The following is a 22,401-nucleotide window of genomic DNA, read 5'->3' as shown; positions in this document are numbered from 1 at the left end:
CGATGACAGCAAATCGCCACCATCATATCTCGGAAATACTTCTTATTTTTCGCTATCCATAGCAAATTTACCAACAATCGCAGCTACTAAACCACCAACGATAGGCGCAACAATGAACACCCACAATTGAGATAAAGCTTCACCGCCAGCAAATAGAGCTGGACCGATACTACGAGCCGGGTTAACAGAAGTTCCTGTCAACGGAATGCCTAGTAAGTGAATTAAAACTAAAGTCAAACCAATAACTAGACCAGCAAAAGCAGGATTTCCTTTTTTACCAGTAACGACGATAATAACTAAAACAAATACGAAAGTTAAAATTGCTTCTACCAAGAATGCGCCGCCCGCACCGATATTACCAAATCCATTTTGACCTAAGCTTTTAGTAGACATGTCAGAAAGATTTAAGAATGAAAGCAATGTAACCGTACCAACAATCGCACCAGCCACTTGCGCCACAACGTATCCTACTAACTCCCCACCTGAAATTCTCTTGTTTAAAAACATCGCAACGGAAACAGCTGGATTCACGTGACATCCAGAAATAGTCCCAATGCTGTACGCCATCGCAACGATTGACAAACCAAATGCCATCGCAATTCCAAGCGTTCCAATTCCTTCAATTCCACCGCCTAAAACAGCAGTACCTGTACCGAATAATACCAAAACAAAAGTCCCGATGAATTCAGCAAATAATTTCTTACTCATGTGTTCTCCTCCTTTTGAAAATTGCATACTTATTATATATACCTCTAAATCATGAAATTGTAAACCTTTATTTATGTAATATTTTGCACATTGAACACAAAATTCACGGTATTGACAAATAGAAGCGCTTACCTTAACGTTAGGTTGTATAATATATTTCTAACAATGCTAAAGTTTGGCAAAAAATCATGTAAGACTTTAGAAATAACGCTTTACATGACATTCCGCTAAACCTCAGCGTGTCGACAAATGCTTAGTTTCTATGCAAAAGCGAGTATGTTGACTGAAAATAGGGAGGGAGTATCATCCCCGACCATGTGAGAAGTCATGCGAAACGCAGTGTAGAAGAGCACTGGAACGGAACTTTTAACGTAAAGGATTACAGGCACGCTGAGATGTTTCACGTGAAACATCTTAATCTACAGTAAAGGAGCAATAACATGGCAATTATTCAAGTAACATCGACTAATCCTGATTTTTCTTTCCTTATTAAGAAGAATCCCGAATCAGGCATGATACTCCGGCAAATGCGCAAAGGCATCGCACATGGTTGGTATTCCGCGCCCGATACCTATAACATTTATTTCAAAGATGCAGATAATGAAGTATCCTATAAAAAATATCGTGAGGAAAATTTTGAATACCTGAATCTATCTCGTTATAATTCAAATGTTTTTCCATTAAATGCTCTTGGCGAGTTCTTTTCATTAAAGGAACCCGACTCGCGTGATTTGTCCGGCTTTACACATCAATTTCATATTAATATGCTCTACATTCGCCGGATTCACTACGTCGAATTTTTTCAAAAATACATGCCAGACTATACCTTTGAAGTGGAGCATCTTTCCGATAAAAACTGGGCCGTAACGATTTCCACCAAGTCTAGTCTCTACGATTTAATCCATATTTCAAACCTATTTTGCCTATTTTTCGCTGGTTTCAGTCAAGAACACCTAGACATAACCGATGATTTGCTGCGAAAATACATTAAAAGCATCCAAATAACCGATCCACCGTTCTATATTCGTAATCTTTTCGCGCACAATTTCCTAACAACGCGTAAATCATTTAATCAGTTCAAGTCAGAATTAGAAACAACGAATCGCTATGATATCCAATTTGATTTCGGCGGCACTGCCCTTCAAAGACGAAATTTCATTGCTGGTCAGCTCGCTTTCGACAAAGTCATTGTGGACATCGGTTGCGGTGAAGGTTTTTACGCCATCCCTTTTGCTGAGAAAACAAAGCTCGATTATTATGCGATTGATATTGATCCCGAGATGCTACTCATTACAAACAAGAAGGCCGCGAAGAAAGATCTCGACAATATTATCACTTACTCTTCACTGGAATTATTCTTAGAAAATAGCCCTGCTGAGAAGGTCGACGTGATTCTAACGGAAGTTATCGAACACATGCCTACGAATATGGCGAAAAAGCTCATTCAAAAAATCATACAGCATATTAATTTTGATACATTTATTATCACGACGCCAAACAGTGAGTTCAACACGTTTTACGGTTTGGAAGGCTTCCGACATGACGACCATGATTGGGAAATGAGTACTACAGAATTCCAGACCTGGTTAACAGAAATTGTTGACGAAAAAACGGTCACGATTGAATTCCATGCGATTGGTGATGCCGTAAACGGAATTCATACCACACAAGGCGCTATTTTACGAAAGAAGGAGGTATAATATGGAGCTAAATACACAACTACACACCATTTTCCTGCTTGTCGGCCCAACAGAATGCGGAAAATCTACCTTCGCGCAAGAAACGTTGATACCTCAACTTCAATTTTCCGAAGCCGACAAGAATTTCCAAGCAAACGTTCAATATTTATCATCCGACACGATTCGCCAAGAAATCCTCGGTCACGATTACGATAAATATGCCCAAATTATGCTGGAAGCCAGTGATCAAACATTCGAACTCTTATTCAATAAGCTAGATATGGTCACAAAATTCCCAATCAATGCCGAATTTGTAGTTTTAGACACAACCGGACTAACCGCTGATTTCCGTGAAAAAGTTCGGGAAACAGCTAAAAACAACAATTATAATGTTGAAGTTATCCTTTTTGACTATCGTGATCGTGATGATTATTATGCCAGCGAGCGCTCCAAAAAGCTGATTTCTAAGCATGTTACCCGTCTAAAAAAAGAAATTCTACCTAATATCGCACGCGAACAATACCATCAAATTCACCGGATCAGAGCTAAAAATTTCACGGACTATACAATCAACATCCAGAACAAAGCACAATTCTGCGACACACTCCTTCCAACAAACGAGACCTACACGATGATTGGTGATGTTCACGAATGTACGAGCGAACTAAAATCACTTCTACACAAACTGGGTTGCAAAATTGAGAATAATATAATCACCTACAGCCCCCATAAAATCATTCTTGTCGGCGATTGGATTGATAAAGGAAAAAATACGCGCGAAATTACTGAATTTCTATACGAAAATCAGCAATATTTCCTATTTGTACTCGGAAACCATGAAAACTTTGTTCATAAATACATTTTGGGTGAAATTAAAGGAGCAAACCAAGAAATTGTTGATAACTATTTTGACTCGATTCCAGATCTTGTCGCGGATCCCGAGCTATTTGCGAAATTCGAACAACTTTTCCACTTAGCAAAACCCTTTTATCGCTATATTGGCGAAGAAACAGCATCCTTTTATGTTACTCATTCGCCATGCCAAAATAAATATATCGGCAAACTTGACGGAAACTCCATGCGACATCAACGAAACTTCCACCTAGATCGAACAAGACCCGTTCAAGAACAGTTAGCCTTTTTAGAAAAAGAAGCCGTGAATAATTATCCATACCATATATTCGGACATGTAGCGGCAAAACAAGCATTTCGCATAAAAAACAAGCTACATCTAGATACTGGATGCGCTCACGGTAACGAATTGACAGCCGTCACCTTAAAATATCGAAAACCCCTTTTCAAATCCGTTCGGTCAGAAAATCAGCAACTCGCTGGAGAACTTCCAACGCTATTCAAACGCGAACACACCGTTCAGATTTCCGAGCTCGATACGGAATCCTTGAGAAGATTACACTATATCGGCGAAAACAAAATCAACTTCATCTCTGGAACCATGTCACCCGCACCAAAAGACCTAGCAACAAACAATCTAGAATCCTTAGAAAAAGGGCTACACTATTTTGCCGAAAAAGGTATTTCTCATGTTGTTCTACAGCCAAAATATATGGGATCGCGCTGCAACATCTACTTGCATAAAAATACAAAACACAGTTTCGCGGTGAGTCGAAATGGCTTCAAAATAACTCATATTGACTTGTCACCAATTTATCAAGCCTTGCATAGCCGTTTTGCAGAATACATGGAAAAAAACAAAATTCAAATGCTCATTCTAGATGGCGAACTCCTTCCTTGGCAAGCACTCGGCAAAGAACTCATCGATAAACAATTCCAGCCGATCCAAACTGCGCTGGAAACCGAGCTAGCCTTTTTGCAAAAACATGGTTTTGATGAAAGTCTAGATCAACTCATCACCGAATACGATGCAACGGATTTTGAAACCGATCAAACCCAACTCACGAAAAAGCAATTAAACGAAAAATATAGCTCGCGACTCTATCAAAACTACAAACCCCTGCACCAAATCAAGCAAACACACACAGATTTAGCGCAGCACAAAGAAGCTCTAAACACTTACAAACAGCAACTAGACATTTACGCAGCAGAATCCGATCTTGATTACAAAGCCTTTTCCTTACTAAAAATAATCTATCAAGACGGGACCGAGCAAATCCCTGCATGGCCGACCTCGGAAATGTATAGCTTTCTAAATGATGACACTTTCGTATTGCTTGATCTCACAAATCCCGATTATCTCACCATCGCCGAGCAATATTTTTCAACCATCACAACCACAAACAAAATGGAAGGTATCGTGATAAAACCAGAAAAACTAAGTCCACACATCGCGCCTTACATGAAAGTTCGAAATATGGACTACCTGTCTATTATTTACGGGTACGACTTCCAATTCCCGCACAAATTCAACAAACTAATCAAGCAAAAAAGCATCAATAAGAAGCTCCGAACCTCCATTAACGAATGGTCTCTTGGTTCCAAATTACTAGCAACAAAATGGACAGAAATCTCACCGACAAATCAGCAGTTCAATGAAACTGCAGCAAACCTGTTGTTCGAAGTTGAGAAAGAACGCGACATTGATCCGCGATTATAAGTGTTTCACGTGAAACACAAAAAAAGAAGCTTTTCCGATCTTTTTCTCGGAGAAGCTTCTTTTTTTTCACCCTTTTACAGGCTTAATCACAATATAACGATATGGTTCGCGACCTTCCGAATGTGTTTCCACACGCTTATCTTCGCTCAAAATCGCATGAATGATCTTCCGTTCAAACGAAGGCATTGGCTCCAAATGAACAACTCGACGCGTTTTCACTGTTTTATCCGCCATTTTTTTAGCCAATAAAGTCAGTGTTTCATCACGGCGTTCGCGATAATCGCCGACGTTCACGACAACATTTTTGAACTGCGTCGTATCTTTGTTTGCGATCAGTTGCGTCAAATATTGCAACGCGTTTAACGTTTGACCATGTTTTCCAATCAGCAAGCCTAGATTGTTTCCTGACACTTGAATGCTGACTTCCTTACCTTTTTCAGAGACATCAACAGAGACCTCAGCCCCCATTTTTGTAGCCACATCCATCACGTACTGGACGGCCGTTTCGATTTGGTTATGCTTCTCAATGACCTTGACCATAGCGAGCCTTGAACCAATCCCGAAAATACCTTTTTTACCAGCGTCCATGATTTCCACGTCTACTTTTTCCCGCGTTGTGCCTAAGTCCTTCAACGCGTTTTGAATTGCTTCTTCAACGGTTTGGCCTTGCGCAGTTATATCTCTCACTTTCTTTTCTTACCTCCCTTTTTCGATGCAGACATTGTCGCTGCTTTCTTTTTAAGTCTTTCTTCTTCCTTCTTAGCCTCTTCCAAAGCCGCAGCCTCGCGTTTAGCCTTGAATGGATTATTAATTAACATTGTTTGGAAAATCGTAAATATGTTTCCGACAACCCAGTAAAGCGCTAGTGCTGACGGCAAACTGATACCTGCAAATAGGATCATCAACGGCATGAAGTAAATAATCATGTTCATCGATTTATTTTGCTGCGTTTGCCCCATCATCGACAATTTAGATGAAATAAACGTCGTCAATGCTGCTAAAATTGGCAAAATGAAATATGGATCTTTATCGCCGAGTGTCATCCACAAGAAATCTTGCGTCTTGATCTCCGCGGTCCGACTAATCGCTTGGTAGAATCCAAGTAGAATCGGCATTTGAATTAATAACGGTAAACAACCCATCATTGGATTCGCATTGTTTTCTTGGTATAAACGCATTGTTTCTTGTTGTAATTTTTGTTTTGTCTCGTTATCTTTTGACTTGTACTTTTCTTGTAGTTCTTTAATTTGTGGTTGCATCGCTGTCATTGCTTTTTGGCTCTTCAGTTGTTTAATCATTAATGGCATAATAAGCAGTCGAATCACAACAGTTGTCATGATAATCCCCATAGCGTAGTTGCCACCAAATAGATTCGCAAACCAAATAATTACTTCTGATAATGGATAGACAATGTAATGGCTCCAAAATCCTGTAGACTCAGATGTGATCGGTGATGTTGACACGCCACAGCCCGCTAAAACAGCCATAAGTCCAACCATCAACCCCACTAAGAGCAACTTCTTCTTCAATTGCATTTTCTTCTTCAAATAGTGCTACCTCCACTCTCCGCCTGTATTCTTTCCATGAAACTACTTTTTCTGAGGCTGCTTCAAAACTCTTGAAAGCTTCAAAACATGCATCAAACTTTTCTTAATCTCATGAAAATCCATATTGGCCGCCGGTTTCCTGGCGATGATAATATAGTCATAACCTGAATCAATTTGCTCATTCAGCTCATGAAAGGATTGCCTAATACATCGTTTAACACGATTACGTACGACAGCGTTTCCAATTTTTTTACTCACAGAAAGTCCAATTCGAAAATGCGCCAAATCTTCCCTTTTTAATATGTAAACGACAAATTGGCGATTCGCAAACGACTTCCCTTTTTTAAATACGCGTTGAAACTCATCATCTTTTTTTATTCGATATGCTTTTTTCATAAAATCTCCATCTTCTAATCAGATTATCTTTCATACATGCACCCTTGTTAACCTATCAGATCTCCCTATATAGGAAGTGACTGATAGATTAACGGTTACTCTGCCTGAAATTAAAAAAAACCACTGAGTCTTTTTCAGTGGTCTACGCAGATAAAACTTTTCTTCCTTTACGGCGACGACTAGCTAAAACTCTACGTCCGTTTTTAGAACTCATACGTTGACGGAAACCATGTACTTTTTTTCTTTTACGCTTGCTTGGTTGGTATGTTCTTTTCATTAATTACACCTCCTAGTAAGGGTCTATTACAAATTTACTCGTATAGACAGTCTTAGACATTGTACAGAAATATATCGGATTTGTCAATAATATCTCGGAACAAAGTAGAATATAAACACTCTATCTTCCATAATACCATATTTCCAAACTGATATATAGTTATTTTTAAAATTTTTTCAAAGACTTTCTATCTCTCATTTTCTTGTGGATAATCACAATAAATGTAGATAAGTACGCTAAAACCCACTTTTCCTGTGGATAACTCTTAAATATACTGAAAAGTTATGCACATTTTACGATAGTTAACCACAATCACTTGTGGATAACTGTTTTTTGGATATTTTTTTATCCAGTCCTAGTTCACAAGTTATGCACAAGCTCATATCCTGTGGACATCTTTTCTCAACATCTTCATAACTTTGTGGATAGAATTTGAAATCCCTTGCGATTGTGATGTTTTTCTGATATTATATCAATTGTCGAATAGAAAATTATTTGGGGATAACATTATTTATCCACAGTCAACTTTTACTTTGTGGATAACTTCTAAACAACCCCTGTATAACTTTATCCACGGCTCTATCCATCTGTGGATAACTTTTATGTTTAATGAAAAGGGGGGAACATAGTGCAAACAATGGAAGACATCTGGAAAGAAACCTTACGTATCGTCAAGCAAAATATGAGTAAACCAAGTTATGATACGTGGATGAAATCTACCACTGCGCATTCACTTGAAGGAAATACGTTTATCGTGACAGCTCCAAACAATTTTGTTCGTGACTGGCTTGAGAAAAGTTATTCACAATTCATCGCTAATATCCTACAGGAAATTACGGGGGAAAATTTTGATGTGCGATTTATCGATGGGGAACAAGATGAGGTATTTGATAACTATATTCCACCAAAACCGCGTAATTTGGATGAAGATTTGGACGAAGCGAACTCTAAACACATGCTAAATCCGCGTTATGTTTTTGATACTTTTGTTATTGGATCGGGCAACCGTTTTGCCCATGCAGCCTCACTTGCAGTAGCTGAAGCGCCAGCCAAAGCCTATAATCCGCTCTTTATTTATGGTGGTGTTGGACTTGGAAAAACGCATTTAATGCACGCGATTGGTCACTATGTTTTAGAGCATAAAACAAACGCGAAAGTTATGTATCTTTCTAGTGAGAAATTTACAAACGAATTCATTAACTCTATTCGAGAAAATAAAGCCGAAGAATTTCGTAATAAATATCGTAATGTCGATGTGCTTCTTATTGATGATATTCAGTTTTTAGCTGGTAAAGAAGGAACGCAGGAGGAATTTTTCCATACGTTTAATACGCTTTATGATGAGCAGAAACAGATTATTATTTCTAGTGATCGCCCGCCAAAAGAGATTCCAACACTTGAGGATCGCTTACGTTCGCGCTTTGAATGGGGTCTGATTACCGATATTACGCCGCCGGATTTAGAAACTCGGATTGCGATTTTACGTAAAAAAGCAAAAGCTGACGGACTGGATATTCCGAATGAAGTGATGCTTTACATTGCGAACCAAATCGATTCCAATATTCGGGAGCTAGAAGGCGCGCTTATTCGTGTTGTCGCCTACTCGTCCCTCGTAAATAAGGATATCAATGCGAATCTTGCTGCGGAGGCTTTGAAAGATATCATTCCAAATTCGAAATCCCACGTGATCCGAATTCCTGATATTCAAGAAGCTGTTGGCGAATATTATCACGTTCGTTTAGAAGATTTTAAAGCGAAAAAACGGACGAAAAGTATTGCGTACCCTAGACAAATCGCGATGTATCTTTCTCGTGAGCTGACCGATGCTTCCCTACCGAAAATTGGAGAAGAATTTGGTGGCCGAGATCATACTACGGTGATTCATGCGCACGAAAAAATTTCTCAGTTATTGAAAATCGACCAAAACTTGAAAAATGATTTGGCTGAGATTGAGAAAAACTTGCGAAAACCACAGAGTTTATTTTAAAGGACTATATATTGGGCTCTAGGTTAGCCAATTGATGCTTTCAAAGAGCCGAATCATGATATCCTCCATTTTTTAAAGCTGTGCATAATGTGGATAAGTGGAACATACTTACCAACAAGTTATCAACATGTGGAAAACTTTGCGGGAGATAGGCTCAGCTATACTTATCCACAAATCCACAGGCCCTATTACTATTACTACGATTTTTTATTAATTAATTAAACATATTTTGATATAATGTTATACTTAGAAAAAGAAACTAAAAATGGGGGAATTCTCATGAAATTTGTAATTCAGCGCAATCGTCTTGTTCAGGCGGTAAATGAAGTGACGCGTGCTATTTCTTCAAGGACTACTATTCCAATTTTAACAGGTATTAAAATCACAGTGAATGATGAAGGTGTCACATTAACTGGTAGTGATTCTGATATTTCGATTGAAGCTTTTATACCTCTTATTGAAAACGACGAAATTCTAGTGGAAGTGGAGAGTTTTGGTGGTATTGTTTTGCAGGCGAATTATTTTAGTGATATTGTTCGTCGTTTACCGGATGACAGTGTGGAGCTTGAAGTGACGACGAATTATCAAACCAACATTCGTTCTGGGCAAGCGTCGTTTAACTTGATTGGACTTGATCCAGCAGAATATCCGAAATTACCAGAAGTGACTGCTGGTAAAAGTATTCAAATCCCGATTTCTGTCCTCAAAAATATTGTTAGACAGACTGTTTTTGCTGTTTCGGCGATTGAGGTTCGCCCTGTTTTGACTGGTGTTAACTGGATTATTAAGAATAATATCTTGACTGCTGTAGCAACGGATAGTCACCGGTTAGCGCTACGCGAAATTCCGCTAGCAACCGAAATTGATGAGGAATACAATATCGTGATTCCTGGAAAAAGTTTATCTGAATTGAATAAAATTTTGGATGAAGGTACGGATTCGATTGAAATGGTGCTTGCTAATAATCAAATTTTGTTCAAACTGAAGGATCTACTTTTCTATTCGCGTCTTTTGGAAGGCAGTTATCCTGATACTTCTCGCCTTATCCCGACGGAAACGAAATCAGATTTAATTATTAATGCGAAATCCTTTTTACAGGCGATTGATCGTGCTTCCCTACTTGCTCGTGAAAATCGTAATAACGTGATTAAATTAATGACTTTGGAAAACGGTCAGGTCGAAGTTTCGTCTAATTCACCTGAGGTCGGAAATGTTTCTGAAAAAGTTTTCAGTCAAAGCTTTACTGGTGAGGAATTGAAGATTTCATTTAACGGGAAATACATGATGGATGCGTTGCGTGCTTTTGATGGCGCGGATATCCAGATTTCTTTCTCGGGAACGATGCGTCCGTTCGTACTTAGACCAAAAGATGCGGAAAATCCAAATGAAATTTTACAATTGATTACGCCGGTTCGTACGTACTAAAAATTATCTTGCCTGCTCAGTGAAAATTGGGCGGGTTTTGTGTTGTACTTGAATACATAAAAGGAGGCGCCAGAGTATGATTAAGGACATGACTACTGGAAAGCCGACGAAAACGATTTTTTATTTCGCGATGCCAATGCTAATTGGAAACTTATTTCAGCAATTTTATGTCATGGTGGATGCGATGATTGTCGGAAAATTTGTTGGTGTGAACGCGCTCGCTGCTGTTGGGGCGACGAATGCGCTGAATTTCTTTTTTCTATCGTTAGTGATTGGGTTGATGAGCGGTGTTTCCGTTGTTGTGGCGCAATATTTCGGTTTTCAGGATTTTCAAAGATTGAAACGAGTGCTTGCGACGGCGAGTATTATGATTGTTTCGGTATCTGTGGCATTAACGATCGTCGGAATTTTGCTTGCGAAACCGTTGTTGTTGCTTTTAGGGACACCAACAGAAATACTAGATGATTCGGTGCTTTTTGTGACGACTTTATTTATCGGGATACTACCAATGGGGCTTTATAACGGCGTTTCGGCGATTTTGAGAGCGTTTGGAAACTCGATTACGCCACTTTATTTTCTTATTATTTCGTCACTACTCAATATTGCGTTAAGTTTTCTTTTTGTTGTGGGACTTGGTATGGGTGTTGCTGGTGCGGCTTGGGCAACGGTTCTTAGTCAGCTCGTTTCAGCGATTTTATGCATTATTTATAGCTATCGTAAAATTCCATACATGCGTTTGAAAAAGAAAGATATGCATTTTGATAGCGCGATTTTTAAAGAAATTTTTCGGATTGCATTTCCTTCTGCGTTACAAGGTTCGTTTATTTCGATTGGGAATATGGCAATTCAAGGCTTGATTAATAGTTTTGGCGCGACAGTCGTTGCAGCTTACACGGCAGCAAGTCGGATTGATTCGCTGACATACCAACCTGGAATTGCGTTCGGTGCGGCTTCTTCGATGTTCGCTGGCCAAAATATGGGAGCTGGCAAAATTGATCGGGTGAAACAAGGCTTTTGGTCTGGGATAAAAGTAGTGACCGTCGTCAGTTTAGTGTTAACTGTATTAGTACAGCTTTTTGCGCATCAATTTTTAACGTTATTTCTAGACAGCTCGGCGACTGAAGCTCTATCAATTGGAACGGGTTATTTGAAAATTGTATCGCTGTTTTACGTCGTCGTTGGGATTTTATTCGTTGTTCGCGAAACATTACGTGGGACTGGGGACGCGATTATTCCGCTTTGGATGGGAATTTTTGAATTGGTAGCGCGACTTGCTATCGGCTTTATTTTGGCACAATTTTTAGGTTATATGGGCTTGTGGTGGGCAACACCGGCGGCTTGGGTCAGCGCAACGATGCTCGGACTATGGCGCTATAAATCGGGCAAGTGGATGCGAAAAGCTGTTATCAAGAAGGAACTATAGTAGAATGGGAAGGAATAGAAAGTAAAAATAAAGGAGTAAGATAGATGATTATTAGAAAATTACCTCTGGATATGTGGGAAAAGGCTTCAGAAATAAGCGTTTTTCGTGAGCAGAAGCCATTTGTTGACTCTGTTGCTGATTCGTTGATGCGCATTGCTGGTGAGCCAGAGGATTCGAAACTGGTTTACAATCCATATGGCATATACTCAGAGAAGGAATTAGTCGGCTTTATTTTGTATACGTTTGAGGATGAATCAAAGGATAATCACTGGATTTCGGGCTTTGTGATAGATAAAGATTACCAACATCAAGGCTTAGGACGCCGCGCTTTGGAACAATTGGTTGATTTTGTATTTGTGAAAAATCCGGAGAGCATTGAAGTGAAGGTTGCCGTTTCCCCAGAAGACACGGTCGCGAAAAATCTGTTTGTATCGATTGGATTTAAAGACGCCGGATGGAAAAAAGAAAATCGCGAAGTTTTGTGCTTTAAGAACAAAAACCCACTGAGAAGCCCCATATTTATTTATAAACCAAAATAATATCCCCCTATTAGTTTTATTAAAATTGGCTAAAAAACGCATATATAAATAATTTCGTTGTATTCTGGTCGATTTTCTAGTAAAATAGAGGAATAGGGCTTATTAAGATTGGACGTGAAAAAAATGGCGGAAAGTATTAAAATTAATACCGAATATATTACACTTGGGCAACTGCTTCAAATGATGGATGTTATCTCAAGCGGCGGCATGGCGAAAGCTTTTTTAAGCGAAAACATGGTGTATATAAACGGAGAAGAAGATAATCGTCGCGGTCGTAAGTTACGAAACGGTGATGTAGTCTTAGTTCCTGGTGAGGGTAAAGTCCAGATCCAACAAGGCTGATCAAAGAAGGATAAGGGATTATATGCATTTAGAGAATCTAGTATTGCGCCAGTTTCGCAACTATAAAGAACAGGAACTGACATTTGATAACAAGGTCAACGTTTTTTTAGGCGAGAATGCGCAAGGTAAGACGAATCTTTTGGAAGCTATTTTATTACTCGCAGTTGCGAAATCACATCGGACGACGAACGATAAGGATTTCATCAGTTGGGACGCCGAATCTGCAAAAATTGAAGGTCGCGTCGAAAAACATGGGCAATCAGTTCCACTAGAGCTAACGCTGACACAAAAAGGCAAGAAAGCTAAGGTCAACCATTTAGAACAGAAGAAGCTAAGCCAATATGTCGGGAATTTGAATGTCGTCATGTTTGCCCCTGAAGATCTATCACTCGTAAAAGGTGCGCCGGGCGTGAGAAGGCGTTTTATCAACATGGAAATTGGCCAAATGCAGCCAGTTTACTTGCATGATTTGAGTCAGTATCAACGCATTTTGCAACAACGCAATCATTTTTTAAAGCAAGCGCAAATCAAGCGCAAACACGATCCAACCATGTGGCAAATTTTAACCGAGCAGTTTATCGAGGTTGCGGTGAAATTAACGAAGCGCCGGGCGGATTTTATCGAAAGGTTGGAGCAATTCGCGGTTCCAATCCATTTTGAGATTTCACGCGAGTTGGAGCAGTTGAAATTAGAATATAAGCCGTCTGTTGAGCTTGAGGGTTCAGATGCGGCGCAGTGGCAAGCGAATTTATATAAGAAAATGGAATCAATCGCTCAAAGAGAAATCGATCGAGGTGTTACGCTAATTGGCCCACATCGAGATGATCTCTTCTTTTATGTTAATGATCAAAATGTACAGGTGTTCGGTTCACAAGGCCAGCAACGGACGACAGCGCTTTCTGTAAAACTTGCAGAAATTGATTTGATTTTTGAGGAAACGGGCGAATATCCGGTTTTATTGCTGGATGATGTGCTCAGTGAGTTGGATGATTTCAGGCAATCTCATTTGTTGGCAGCGATCCAAGGCAAGGTGCAGACGTTTGTGACGACGACAAGTATCGACGGCATTGACCATGCAACGCTGAATGATGCGACGACATTTTGGGTGGAAAAAGGCACGGTAACGAAGAAATAGTATCAAAATATAGTTTTGTAAACGGATAAGAAAGCGCGGTGGATATTAGATGTCTGAGGAAAATATGACGAATGTGCAAGGAAATGCGGATGAGTATAGCGATGATCAGATTCAGGTCTTAGAAGGCTTAGAGGCTGTTCGTAAAAGACCGGGTATGTATATTGGTTCTACTAGTCAACGTGGTTTGCATCATCTGGTATGGGAAATTGTTGATAATAGTATCGATGAGGCATTGGCTGGATTCTGTTCGGAAATCGAAATCTCGATTGAGAAGGATAACAGCATCACGGTACGCGATAATGGTCGTGGAATTCCAACCGGGATCAACGAAAAAATAGGTCGCCCTACAGTTGAGGTTATCTTCACAGTATTGCATGCTGGTGGTAAGTTCGGCGGCGGTGGATACAAGGTTTCTGGTGGTTTGCATGGTGTTGGTGCGTCTGTAGTTAATGCTTTGTCAACGAGTCTAGAAGTACAAGTTCACCGTGACGGCACTCAGTTTTACCAACGTTTCGAGCGTGGAGATGTCGTAATGGACTTGGAAGAACGCGGCGAGTCTGATTATCGCGGAACAATTGTTCATTTTACGCCGGATCCAGAGATTTTTAAAGAAACGACGGACTTTGAGTATGACACGCTTAGAACTCGTACGCGAGAGCTTGCTTTCTTGAACCGCGGTTTGCAAATTTCGATTGAAGATAAGCGTGATGGCCAAGAGCGGCGCCAGGATTATCATTATGAAGGCGGAATCAAGTCTTATGTGGAGCATTTAAACCGTTCTAAAGAGGTCATTCATGATGAGCCTATCTACATTGAGGGTGAACGTGATGGCATCATGGTGGAAGTTTCGATGCAATACAATACTGGTTTTTCGAGCAATCTGATCTCATTCGCGAATAATATCCATACGTATGAAGGTGGAACGCATGAGTCAGGCTTTAAAACGGCTTTGACACGTGTTATTAATGATTATGCGCGCCGTAACAAGTTGTTCAAGGAAAGCGATGATAACTTGTCTGGTGAAGATGTGCGTGAAGGTCTGACAGCGATTATTTCGATCAAGCATCCTGATCCACAGTTTGAAGGTCAAACAAAAACGAAGCTTGGTAACTCCGAAGCACGTACAATCACGGATAAGCTGTTCTCTATGGCTTTAGATAAGTTCTTAATGGAAAACCCTACAGTCGCTAGAAAAATCGTCGACAAGGGCGTTGTGGCGAGCCGTGCGCGTCTTGCAGCGAAGCGAGCACGTGAAGTGGCACGTAAATCCAGTGGTCTTGAAATTTCGAGCCTACCGGGTAAATTGGCCGATTGTTCTTCGAGGAATCCTGCTATCAGCGAACTTTATATCGTAGAGGGTGACTCTGCCGGTGGTTCTGCTAAGCAAGGTCGTGACCGTTTATTCCAAGCGATACTTCCAATTCGTGGTAAAATTTTAAACGTGGAAAAAGCACGTTTAGATAAAATTTTGGCGAATGAGGAAATTCGGACGATTTTTACAGCAATGGGAACAGGCTTTGGTGGCGATTTTGATGTTGCGAAATCACGTTATCATAAATTGATTATTATGACCGATGCTGATGTCGATGGTGCGCATATTCGGACGTTGTTATTGACGTTATTTTATCGTTATATGCGTCCTTTGGTAGATGCTGGGTATATTTATATTGCACAACCCCCACTCTATCAGATTAAGCATGGTAAAACGCAGGAATATGTTTACAGTGATGACCAATTAGATGATTATTTGGCAACATTGGAAGCTGATACAAAATATGGCATTCAGCGTTATAAAGGTTTGGGTGAGATGAACCCTGAACAATTGTGGGATACGACAATGAATCCCGAACACCGTACATTGCTTCAAGTAAATATTGATGACGCGATTGCGGCAGATGAAACGTTTGAGATGCTTATGGGTGACAATGTAGAACCGCGTCGTAAATTCATTGAAGAGAATGCGCAGTACGTTAAAAACCTCGATGTCTAAGTCGCTCAGCGCACCAGCAAACGCTCACTTCCGTCGTTAAAAGTTCCGTTCCGATACTCACGTACACAAGTACGCTCCGTTTCGGTACTCGCTTTTGCCTAGGAATTAAGCATTTGCTGGCGCGCTGAGGTTTCCCGTTTCAAGTCGGGAAACTGCGAGATCAAGGGATTAGAGATTAAAAAATTAATTATATTTCCCGGGAAATAATGTGGGGAATACATATCATATGTGTTGTAATTTGAAGGAGGTTTCTTGAAAAATGTCAGAAACACCAGAGTCAAGAGTGACGGAAATCAATTTGAATAAAGAGATGCGTACTTCTTTCTTAGATTATGCGATGAGTGTTATTGTGGCTCGGGCTCTTCCAGATGTTAGAGATGGCTTGAAACCTGTGCATCGTCGGATTTTGTATGCGATGAATGATCTTGGTATGACGTCTGATAAGGCTTATAAGAAGTCGGCGCGTATTGTCGGCGAAGTTATCGGTAAGTATCATCCGCATGGTGATACGGCGGTTTATTTCACGATGGTTCGGATGGCGCAGGATTTTAGTTATCGGAATATGCTCGTTGATGGGCACGGCAACTTTGGTTCGGTCGATGGAGATATGGCGGCTGCGATGCGTTATACAGAAGCCAGAATGTCCAAAATTTCGATGGAGCTTTTGCGCGATATTAATAAAGATACAATTGATTATGTTGATAACTATGATGGTTCGGAGCGGGAGCCTAATATTTTGCCAGCTCGTTTTCCTAACTTGCTTGTCAATGGTTCGTCAGGGATTGCGGTTGGGATGGCGACAAATATTCCAACGCATCATCTTGGTGAGGTTATTGACGGTGTGCTTGCGCTGAGTAACAACCCTGATATCGAGATTCGTGAGTTGATGGAGTATATTCCTGGTCCTGATTTCCCTACTGCTGGGATGATTATGGGGCGTTCTGGAATTCGTCGTGCTTATGAAACGGGTCGTGGTTCGATCACGCTTCGTGCTCGTGTGGAGATTGAAACGAAGAGCAATGGCAAAGAGACAATCGTTATTACGGAGTTGCCGTATCAAGTCAATAAGGCGCGTCTACTTGAGCGTATTGCTGAGCTTGCTCGTGAGAAGAAAATTGATGGTATTACGTCTGCCAATGATGAGTCTGACCGTACAGGGATGCGCATGGTCATTGAGGTTCGTCGTGACGTTAGTGCCAGCGTTATTATTAATAACTTGTATAAAATGACAGCTCTCCAAACGACTTTTGGGATTAATATGTTGGCACTTGTTGCGAACCATCCAAAAGTGTTGAATTTGAAAGAGATTTTATACCATTATTTAGAGCATCAAAAAATCGTTATTCGCCGTCGTACGGAATTTGAACTGCGTAAAGCGGAGGCTCGCGCGCACATTCTAGAAGGTTTGCGAATTGCTCTTGATAACATTGATGCGGTTATAAAATTGATTCGGGCTTCAAAAACAGCAGATATTGCCAAAGAAGGTTTGATGACACAATTTAACCTTTCTGATAAACAAGCTCAAGCGATTTTGGATATGCGTTTGCAACGTTTAACTGGTTTGGAACGCGACAAAATTGAGGATGAATTTAATAGTTTGATGGCTCTGATTACGGATCTGAAAGCAATTTTAGGCGATGATGAGCGTATTTTAGAAATTATCCGTGAAGAATTGACGGAGATTAAAGAGAAATATGCAGACAAACGCCGTACGGAAATTTTGGCGGGTGATCTGGTAAGTTTGGAAGATGAGGATTTAATTCCAGAAGAGGAAGTCGCGATTACGCTTACGAATAAAGGCTATATCAAGCGTCTGCCGCTTTCGACTTATCGTAGTCAGCGCCGTGGTGGTCGTGGTGTGCAAGGAATGGGCACGCATGAAGATGATTTCGTGGAGCATCTTGTAGCTACGAGTACGCATGATACGCTGCTATTCTTTACGAATACAGGGAAAGTTTACCGCGCGAAAGGGTATGAAGTTCCTGAATATAGCCGTACTGCGAAAGGGATTCCGATTATCAACTTGCTTGGCATCGAGAGCCAGGAAAAAGTAAATGCCGTGATTAATCTGCGCGACTTTACGGATGATCAGTATCTGTTCTTTACAACGAAACTTGGCGTCGTGAAGCGTAGTACGTTGACGCAATTCGCGAAGATCCGTCAAAGTGGTTTACGTGCTGTAGAACTTCGTGAAAATGATGAATTGATCTCTGTTCAAATGACAGATGGTAGCAAAAAAATCATCATCGGAACGAAATTTGGCCAATCGATTTATTTTGAGGAGACCGATATTCGCGTCATGGGTCGTACAGCGGCTGGTGTGCGTGGTATTCGCCTTCGTGAAGATGATGAGGTTGTCGGCATGGAAATCCTTGAAGACGACGAGAAAGTGCTTGTCGTGACGGAGAACGGTTATGGGAAGCAAACGCTAGCTGCACAGTATCCGCTTCGTAATCGTGGTGGTATGGGTGTTAAAACCATCAACATCACGGAGAAAAACGGAAATCTTGTCGCTCTGAAAACGGTCACTGGTGAGGAAGACTTGATGCTGATGACTATCGGCGGCGTTCTGATTAGGTTCTCTGTTGGCGATATTTCTCAAACGGGCCGTAGCGCGATGGGTGTGAAACTGATTCGTCTGGATGATGATGAATTTGTAGCGACCGTTGCAAAAGTGCCGAAAGAAGAAGAGGAAGAATTCGTGGATGAAGAAGTATCCGAAAATGAAGTTACTCCTGCCGAAGAAGCACCAATAGAAAATACCGAAACGGATGGAACTGAAGAATAATAGATGGGAGCAATAAGTTTGATTCTGAGCTTATTGCTTTTTTTGTTGTGTGGATAACTTCAGAAATTAATCCAAAACTATTGTTATTCACATATGGATAAGTTAAAATAAGGGGTAGGATATTTTTAAAATCTTAAAAATCTGGATATGTGGATAACTTTTTTCGGATAACTATATAAAACCAATCATTATTAGCTTTGGTGAAAGCGGAGCAAATGTTGATGATATGCACAGGTCATGTGCCAAAATTTATTCGATTAGGAGATCGTGCTTCTTTGTGAGCTGATTTTTCCTAGAAAGGTGAGGGTAAAGAATGGAATTTGATACAATTGCTGCGATCTCAACACCGCCGGGCGAGGGAGCCATTGCTATTATTCGTTTGAGCGGTGATGAGGCGATTCAGATAGCGGATCGCATTTTTTGTGCGCAAAAATCGCTTAGCGCGGTCGAGAGTCATACGATTCATTATGGTCATATTGTGGATCCAAGCACGAAGGAGACGGTTGAGGAGGTCATGGCAACGGTTATGCGTGCGCCGCGGACGTTTACTCGGGAAGATGTGGTCGAGATTAATGCGCATGGTGGGATTGTTTCAGTGAATCGGGTGCTACAATTATTGCTTCGAAATGGGGCGAAATTGGCGGAACCTGGGGAATTTACGAAACGGGCCTTTTTGAATGGACGGATTGATTTGTCGCAAGCGGAGGCTGTGATGGATTTGATTCGTGCAAAAACGGATCGTGCGATGGGTGTCGCGTTGCAGCAGATGGACGGTAGTTTATCGCGTTTGATTCGCAATTTGAGACAGGAAATTTTAGATGCTTTGGCGCAAGTCGAGGTGAACATAGATTATCCGGAATACGACGATGTGGAAGAAATGACGCAGCGAATGTTGGTGGAGAAGGCGCAATTGGTGCGGGCGTCAGTGGAGCAGTTGTTATTGACGGCGCAGCAGGGTAAGATTTTGCGTGAGGGACTGGCGACGGCGATTATTGGTCGGCCAAACGTTGGGAAATCATCGCTTTTGAACCAGTTGATTCAGGAGGAAAAGGCGATCGTGACGGATATTGCGGGTACGACGCGGGATATTATTGAGGAGTATGTGAATGTTCGCGGGGTGCCGCTACGTTTGATTGATACGGCGGGGATTCGTGAGACGGAAGATATTGTTGAAAAAATTGGCGTGGAACGGTCGCGTAAAGCTTTGCTGGATGCGGATTTTATTTTGTTGGTGTTGAATCAAAATGAGCCGCTGAGTGTGGAAGATGAGGCGTTGTTTGAGGCGGTCGCGGGACATAATTTTGTAGTCGTTTTGAATAAGACGGATTTAGCGCAGGAGATTGATGTGGCGCGGGTTCGGGAGCTTGCTGGGGAGAATCCAGTGGTCGAGACGTCGCTTGTAAATGATGCGGGGTTGGCGCAACTTGAAATCGCGATTCGGGATTTATTTTTCGCGGGAGAAATTGATGCTGGGGACGCGACATATGTTTCGAATGCGCGTCATATTGCGCTTTTACATGAGGCGATTGGGGCAATTGAGGCGGTTATTGATGGCGTGGATGCCGGAATGCCAGTGGATATCGTTCAGATTGACATGACGCGGGCTTGGGATTTACTCGGAGAAATTATCGGTGAGTCGGTGCAAGATGAATTGCTCGATCAGCTATTTAACCAATTTTGTTTAGGAAAGTGATGTGTTGAAATATGCAAACTTATGATGCGGGACATTATGATGTAATCGTGGTCGGTGCGGGACATGCGGGCGTGGAAGCGGGCCTTGCGAGTGGTCGAATTGGCGCGAAAACGTTGATGTTGACGATTAATTTAGATATGGTGGCGTTCATGCCGTGTAATCCTTCTGTTGGCGGACCTGCGAAAGGTGTCGTTGTGCGCGAAATCGATGCGCTCGGCGGTGAAATGGGTCGAAATACGGATAAAACGCATATTCAAATGCGGATGCTTAACACTGGAAAAGGCCCTGCCGTTCGTGCTTTGCGCGCGCAATCGGATAAGTGGGATTATCAACACGAAATGAAGCACACGATTGAAAAAGAGGAAAATATCACGCTACGCCAGGGTTTGGTGGATCGGTTAGTTATAGAAGATGGTGTCTGTAAAGGCGTTATCACGAACAGCGGCGCGATTTATTATGCCAAAACTGTCGTGCTGACAACAGGGACATTTTCACGTGGTGAGATTATTGTTGGTGAACTGCGTTATTCTAGTGGTCCGAACAATCAGCAGCCATCGATCAAGCTTTCGGAGCACTTGGAGGAGCTAGGTTTTGAGTTGCGTCGTTTTAAAACGGGGACACCACCGCGTGTGAAGTCGAGTTCTATCGATTATTCGCAAACGGAAGAACAGCCTGGTGATGATGTTCCGCGTGCTTTTAGTTATGAGACGGTGGATTTCATTATGGATCAGTTGCCGTGTTGGTTGACGTACACAAACGCGGCGACACACCAAATTATTGAGAAAAACTTGCATCGCTCGCCGATGTTTACTGCGACTAAAAAAGGAACGGGTGCGCGTTATTGCCCGTCGATTGAGGATAAGATTGTGCGTTTTAGCGATAAGCCACGCCATCAAATTTTCCTAGAGCCTGAGGGTCGCAATACGGAAGAGGTTTACGTGCAAGGTTTGTCGACGAGTTTGCCAGAGGATGTGCAGCGTGAAATGTTGTCAACGATTCCTGGATTGGAAAACGTCGAAATGATGCGTGTTGGTTATGCGATTGAGTATGACGCGGTGATGCCGGAGCAATTGTGGCCGTCGCTTGAAACGAAACGAATCGAGAATTTATATACAGCTGGGCAATTGAACGGGACAAGTGGTTATGAAGAGGCGGCTGGGCAAGGCTTAATGGCTGGAATCAATGCGGCGCGCCGTGCTTCTGGAAAAGAGCCGGTTGTGCTTGGACGCGATCAAGGTTATATCGGCGTTCTCATTGATGATCTTGTGACCAAGGGAACCGATGAGCCGTACCGCTTGTTGACGTCGCGCGCGGAGTATCGCTTGTTGTTACGCCATGATAATGCGGATTTGCGTTTGACCGAGATTGGCCACGAAATTGGTCTAATCAGCGATGAACGTTATGCCCGTTTTGTAGCGAAACGTGAAGCTATTGAGGCTGAAAAACAACGATTGAAAACGACGCGTATCAAACCGACTGCGGCCGTACAGAAAATGTTGGTCGATATGGGTAGCACGGAGCTCAAGGATGGCGTTTTAGCAGCGGATTTCTTGAGACGTCCAGAGATTACGTATGATATTTTGATGGAGATTGTTCCACGTGAAACATCGCTAACCGCAGATATCGAGGAGCAGGTCGAAATTCAGATTAAATATGAAGGTTATATCGAGAAATCATTGAATCAAGTGGAAAAAATGAAGCATATGGAAGGCAAAAAAATTCCGGAGAACATTGATTATGATGCGATTGGCAGTTTGGCAACGGAGGCATTGGAGAAATTGAAGAAAATCCAGCCGCTTTCGATCGCCCAAGCTAGCCGTATTTCAGGTGTGAATCCCGCCGATATTTCCATCTTGTTAGTGTATATTGAGCAAGGCAAAATCGCAAAAACAAAGTGAGG

At 41.5% G+C, this 22,401-nt stretch carries 17 protein-coding genes; 12 read left to right on the top strand and 5 right to left on the bottom strand.

Going from position 1 to position 22,401, the window contains the following annotated elements; translation table 11 throughout:
* Positions 1–42: 42 nt before the first annotated feature.
* Positions 43–708 carry an aquaporin gene (locus HCJ66_RS10925; RefSeq protein WP_187133152.1) on the bottom strand — a complete coding sequence of 222 codons (666 nt, stop codon included), beginning with the start codon at positions 706–708 and terminating at the stop codon, positions 43–45.
* A 440-nt stretch (positions 709–1,148) separates the two neighbouring features.
* Between HCJ66_RS10925 and HCJ66_RS10920 the strand changes: the two genes are divergently transcribed.
* Together HCJ66_RS10920 and HCJ66_RS10915 are read left to right on the top strand one after the other, a co-directional pair.
* Positions 1,149–2,408, top strand: a complete 1,260-nt coding sequence (locus HCJ66_RS10920; RefSeq protein ID WP_187133151.1) for a class I SAM-dependent methyltransferase — start codon at positions 1,149–1,151, stop codon at positions 2,406–2,408.
* A 1-nt stretch (position 2,409) separates the two neighbouring features.
* Positions 2,410–4,959: a metallophosphoesterase gene (locus HCJ66_RS10915; protein ID WP_187133150.1), complete on the top strand. Its 2,550-nt coding sequence runs from the start codon at positions 2,410–2,412 to the stop codon at positions 4,957–4,959.
* 66 nt (positions 4,960–5,025) lie between these two features.
* On the opposite strand, the gene jag is transcribed toward HCJ66_RS10915, so the two are convergent.
* From jag to rpmH, 4 genes are all read right to left on the bottom strand, one after another.
* Entirely contained in the window at positions 5,026–5,646 is a 621-nt protein-coding gene (gene jag / locus HCJ66_RS10910; protein ID WP_187133149.1) for an RNA-binding cell elongation regulator Jag/EloR, read from the bottom strand.
* Positions 5,643–6,506 carry a membrane protein insertase YidC gene (yidC, locus tag HCJ66_RS10905; RefSeq protein ID WP_187133148.1) on the bottom strand — a complete coding sequence of 288 codons (864 nt, stop codon included), beginning with the start codon at positions 6,504–6,506 and terminating at the stop codon, positions 5,643–5,645. Before yidC ends, jag begins: the two co-directional genes overlap by 4 nt.
* A 42-nt stretch (positions 6,507–6,548) precedes the next feature.
* The gene (gene rnpA, locus HCJ66_RS10900) at positions 6,549–6,902 is read right to left on the bottom strand and encodes a ribonuclease P protein component (protein WP_187133147.1); all 354 of its coding nucleotides are present in this window, start codon (positions 6,900–6,902) and stop codon (positions 6,549–6,551) included.
* Positions 6,903–7,044: 142 nt separating this feature from the next.
* Positions 7,045–7,179: a 50S ribosomal protein L34 gene (rpmH, locus tag HCJ66_RS10895; RefSeq protein ID WP_036084822.1), complete on the bottom strand. Its 135-nt coding sequence runs from the start codon at positions 7,177–7,179 to the stop codon at positions 7,045–7,047.
* A gap of 628 nt (positions 7,180–7,807) precedes the next feature.
* Between rpmH and dnaA the strand changes: the two genes are divergently transcribed.
* From dnaA to mnmG, 10 genes are all read left to right on the top strand, one after another.
* Complete coding sequence (dnaA, locus tag HCJ66_RS10890; protein ID WP_181677765.1) at positions 7,808–9,166, top strand: chromosomal replication initiator protein DnaA; 1,359 nt, start codon at positions 7,808–7,810, stop codon at positions 9,164–9,166.
* Positions 9,167–9,445: 279 nt separating this feature from the next.
* Entirely contained in the window at positions 9,446–10,591 is a 1,146-nt protein-coding gene (gene dnaN / locus HCJ66_RS10885) for a DNA polymerase III subunit beta (protein WP_181677764.1), read from the top strand.
* Between the two features lie 76 nt (positions 10,592–10,667).
* Complete coding sequence (locus tag HCJ66_RS10880) at positions 10,668–12,014, top strand: MATE family efflux transporter (protein ID WP_187133146.1); 1,347 nt, start codon at positions 10,668–10,670, stop codon at positions 12,012–12,014.
* Positions 12,015–12,058: 44 nt separating this feature from the next.
* Positions 12,059–12,553, top strand: coding sequence for a GNAT family N-acetyltransferase (locus tag HCJ66_RS10875; RefSeq protein WP_187133145.1), 495 nt, complete (start codon positions 12,059–12,061; stop codon positions 12,551–12,553).
* Between the two features lie 123 nt (positions 12,554–12,676).
* Positions 12,677–12,895 (top strand): S4 domain-containing protein YaaA, encoded by a 219-nt coding sequence (yaaA, locus tag HCJ66_RS10870; protein WP_036078868.1) that lies wholly within the window; start codon positions 12,677–12,679, stop codon positions 12,893–12,895.
* A 22-nt stretch (positions 12,896–12,917) separates the two neighbouring features.
* Positions 12,918–14,030 (top strand): DNA replication/repair protein RecF, encoded by a 1,113-nt coding sequence (gene recF / locus HCJ66_RS10865; RefSeq protein WP_187133144.1) that lies wholly within the window; start codon positions 12,918–12,920, stop codon positions 14,028–14,030.
* Between the two features lie 49 nt (positions 14,031–14,079).
* Positions 14,080–16,020 (top strand): DNA topoisomerase (ATP-hydrolyzing) subunit B, encoded by a 1,941-nt coding sequence (gene gyrB / locus HCJ66_RS10860; protein WP_187133143.1) that lies wholly within the window; start codon positions 14,080–14,082, stop codon positions 16,018–16,020.
* 259 nt (positions 16,021–16,279) lie between these two features.
* Positions 16,280–18,808, top strand: a complete 2,529-nt coding sequence (gene gyrA, locus HCJ66_RS10855) for a DNA gyrase subunit A (RefSeq protein ID WP_187133142.1) — start codon at positions 16,280–16,282, stop codon at positions 18,806–18,808.
* A gap of 313 nt (positions 18,809–19,121) precedes the next feature.
* Entirely contained in the window at positions 19,122–20,501 is a 1,380-nt protein-coding gene (gene mnmE, locus HCJ66_RS10850) for a tRNA uridine-5-carboxymethylaminomethyl(34) synthesis GTPase MnmE (protein ID WP_187133141.1), read from the top strand.
* Positions 20,502–20,512: 11 nt separating this feature from the next.
* A complete protein-coding gene (gene mnmG / locus HCJ66_RS10845; RefSeq protein WP_187133140.1) occupies positions 20,513–22,399 on the top strand; it encodes a tRNA uridine-5-carboxymethylaminomethyl(34) synthesis enzyme MnmG in 1,887 nt (628 codons plus the stop codon).
* The last annotated feature ends 2 nt before the right edge of the window (positions 22,400–22,401 follow it).

This window comes from Paenilisteria portnoyi (genome assembly GCF_014322795.1).
GTDB classification, from domain to species: domain Bacteria; phylum Bacillota; class Bacilli; order Lactobacillales; family Listeriaceae; genus Listeria_A; species Listeria_A portnoyi.
Note: the sequence above shows the minus strand (reverse complement) of the source record. Positions and strands in the feature narration are given on the sequence as shown.

Coding starts and splice junctions, on each gene's coding strand:
- dnaN (WP_181677764.1), top strand. CDS start 9,446: ATGAAATTTGTAATTCAGCGCAATCGTCTTGTTCAGGCGGTAAATGAA.
- HCJ66_RS10925 (WP_187133152.1), bottom strand. CDS start 708: ATGAGTAAGAAATTATTTGCTGAATTCATCGGGACTTTTGTTTTGGTA.
- HCJ66_RS10880 (WP_187133146.1), top strand. CDS start 10,668: ATGATTAAGGACATGACTACTGGAAAGCCGACGAAAACGATTTTTTAT.
- gyrB (WP_187133143.1), top strand. CDS start 14,080: ATGTCTGAGGAAAATATGACGAATGTGCAAGGAAATGCGGATGAGTAT.
- HCJ66_RS10920 (WP_187133151.1), top strand. CDS start 1,149: ATGGCAATTATTCAAGTAACATCGACTAATCCTGATTTTTCTTTCCTT.
- mnmE (WP_187133141.1), top strand. CDS start 19,122: ATGGAATTTGATACAATTGCTGCGATCTCAACACCGCCGGGCGAGGGA.
- recF (WP_187133144.1), top strand. CDS start 12,918: ATGCATTTAGAGAATCTAGTATTGCGCCAGTTTCGCAACTATAAAGAA.
- HCJ66_RS10875 (WP_187133145.1), top strand. CDS start 12,059: ATGATTATTAGAAAATTACCTCTGGATATGTGGGAAAAGGCTTCAGAA.
- HCJ66_RS10915 (WP_187133150.1), top strand. CDS start 2,410: ATGGAGCTAAATACACAACTACACACCATTTTCCTGCTTGTCGGCCCA.
- rpmH (WP_036084822.1), bottom strand. CDS start 7,179: ATGAAAAGAACATACCAACCAAGCAAGCGTAAAAGAAAAAAAGTACAT.
- mnmG (WP_187133140.1), top strand. CDS start 20,513: ATGCAAACTTATGATGCGGGACATTATGATGTAATCGTGGTCGGTGCG.
- yaaA (WP_036078868.1), top strand. CDS start 12,677: ATGGCGGAAAGTATTAAAATTAATACCGAATATATTACACTTGGGCAA.
- rnpA (WP_187133147.1), bottom strand. CDS start 6,902: ATGAAAAAAGCATATCGAATAAAAAAAGATGATGAGTTTCAACGCGTA.
- gyrA (WP_187133142.1), top strand. CDS start 16,280: ATGTCAGAAACACCAGAGTCAAGAGTGACGGAAATCAATTTGAATAAA.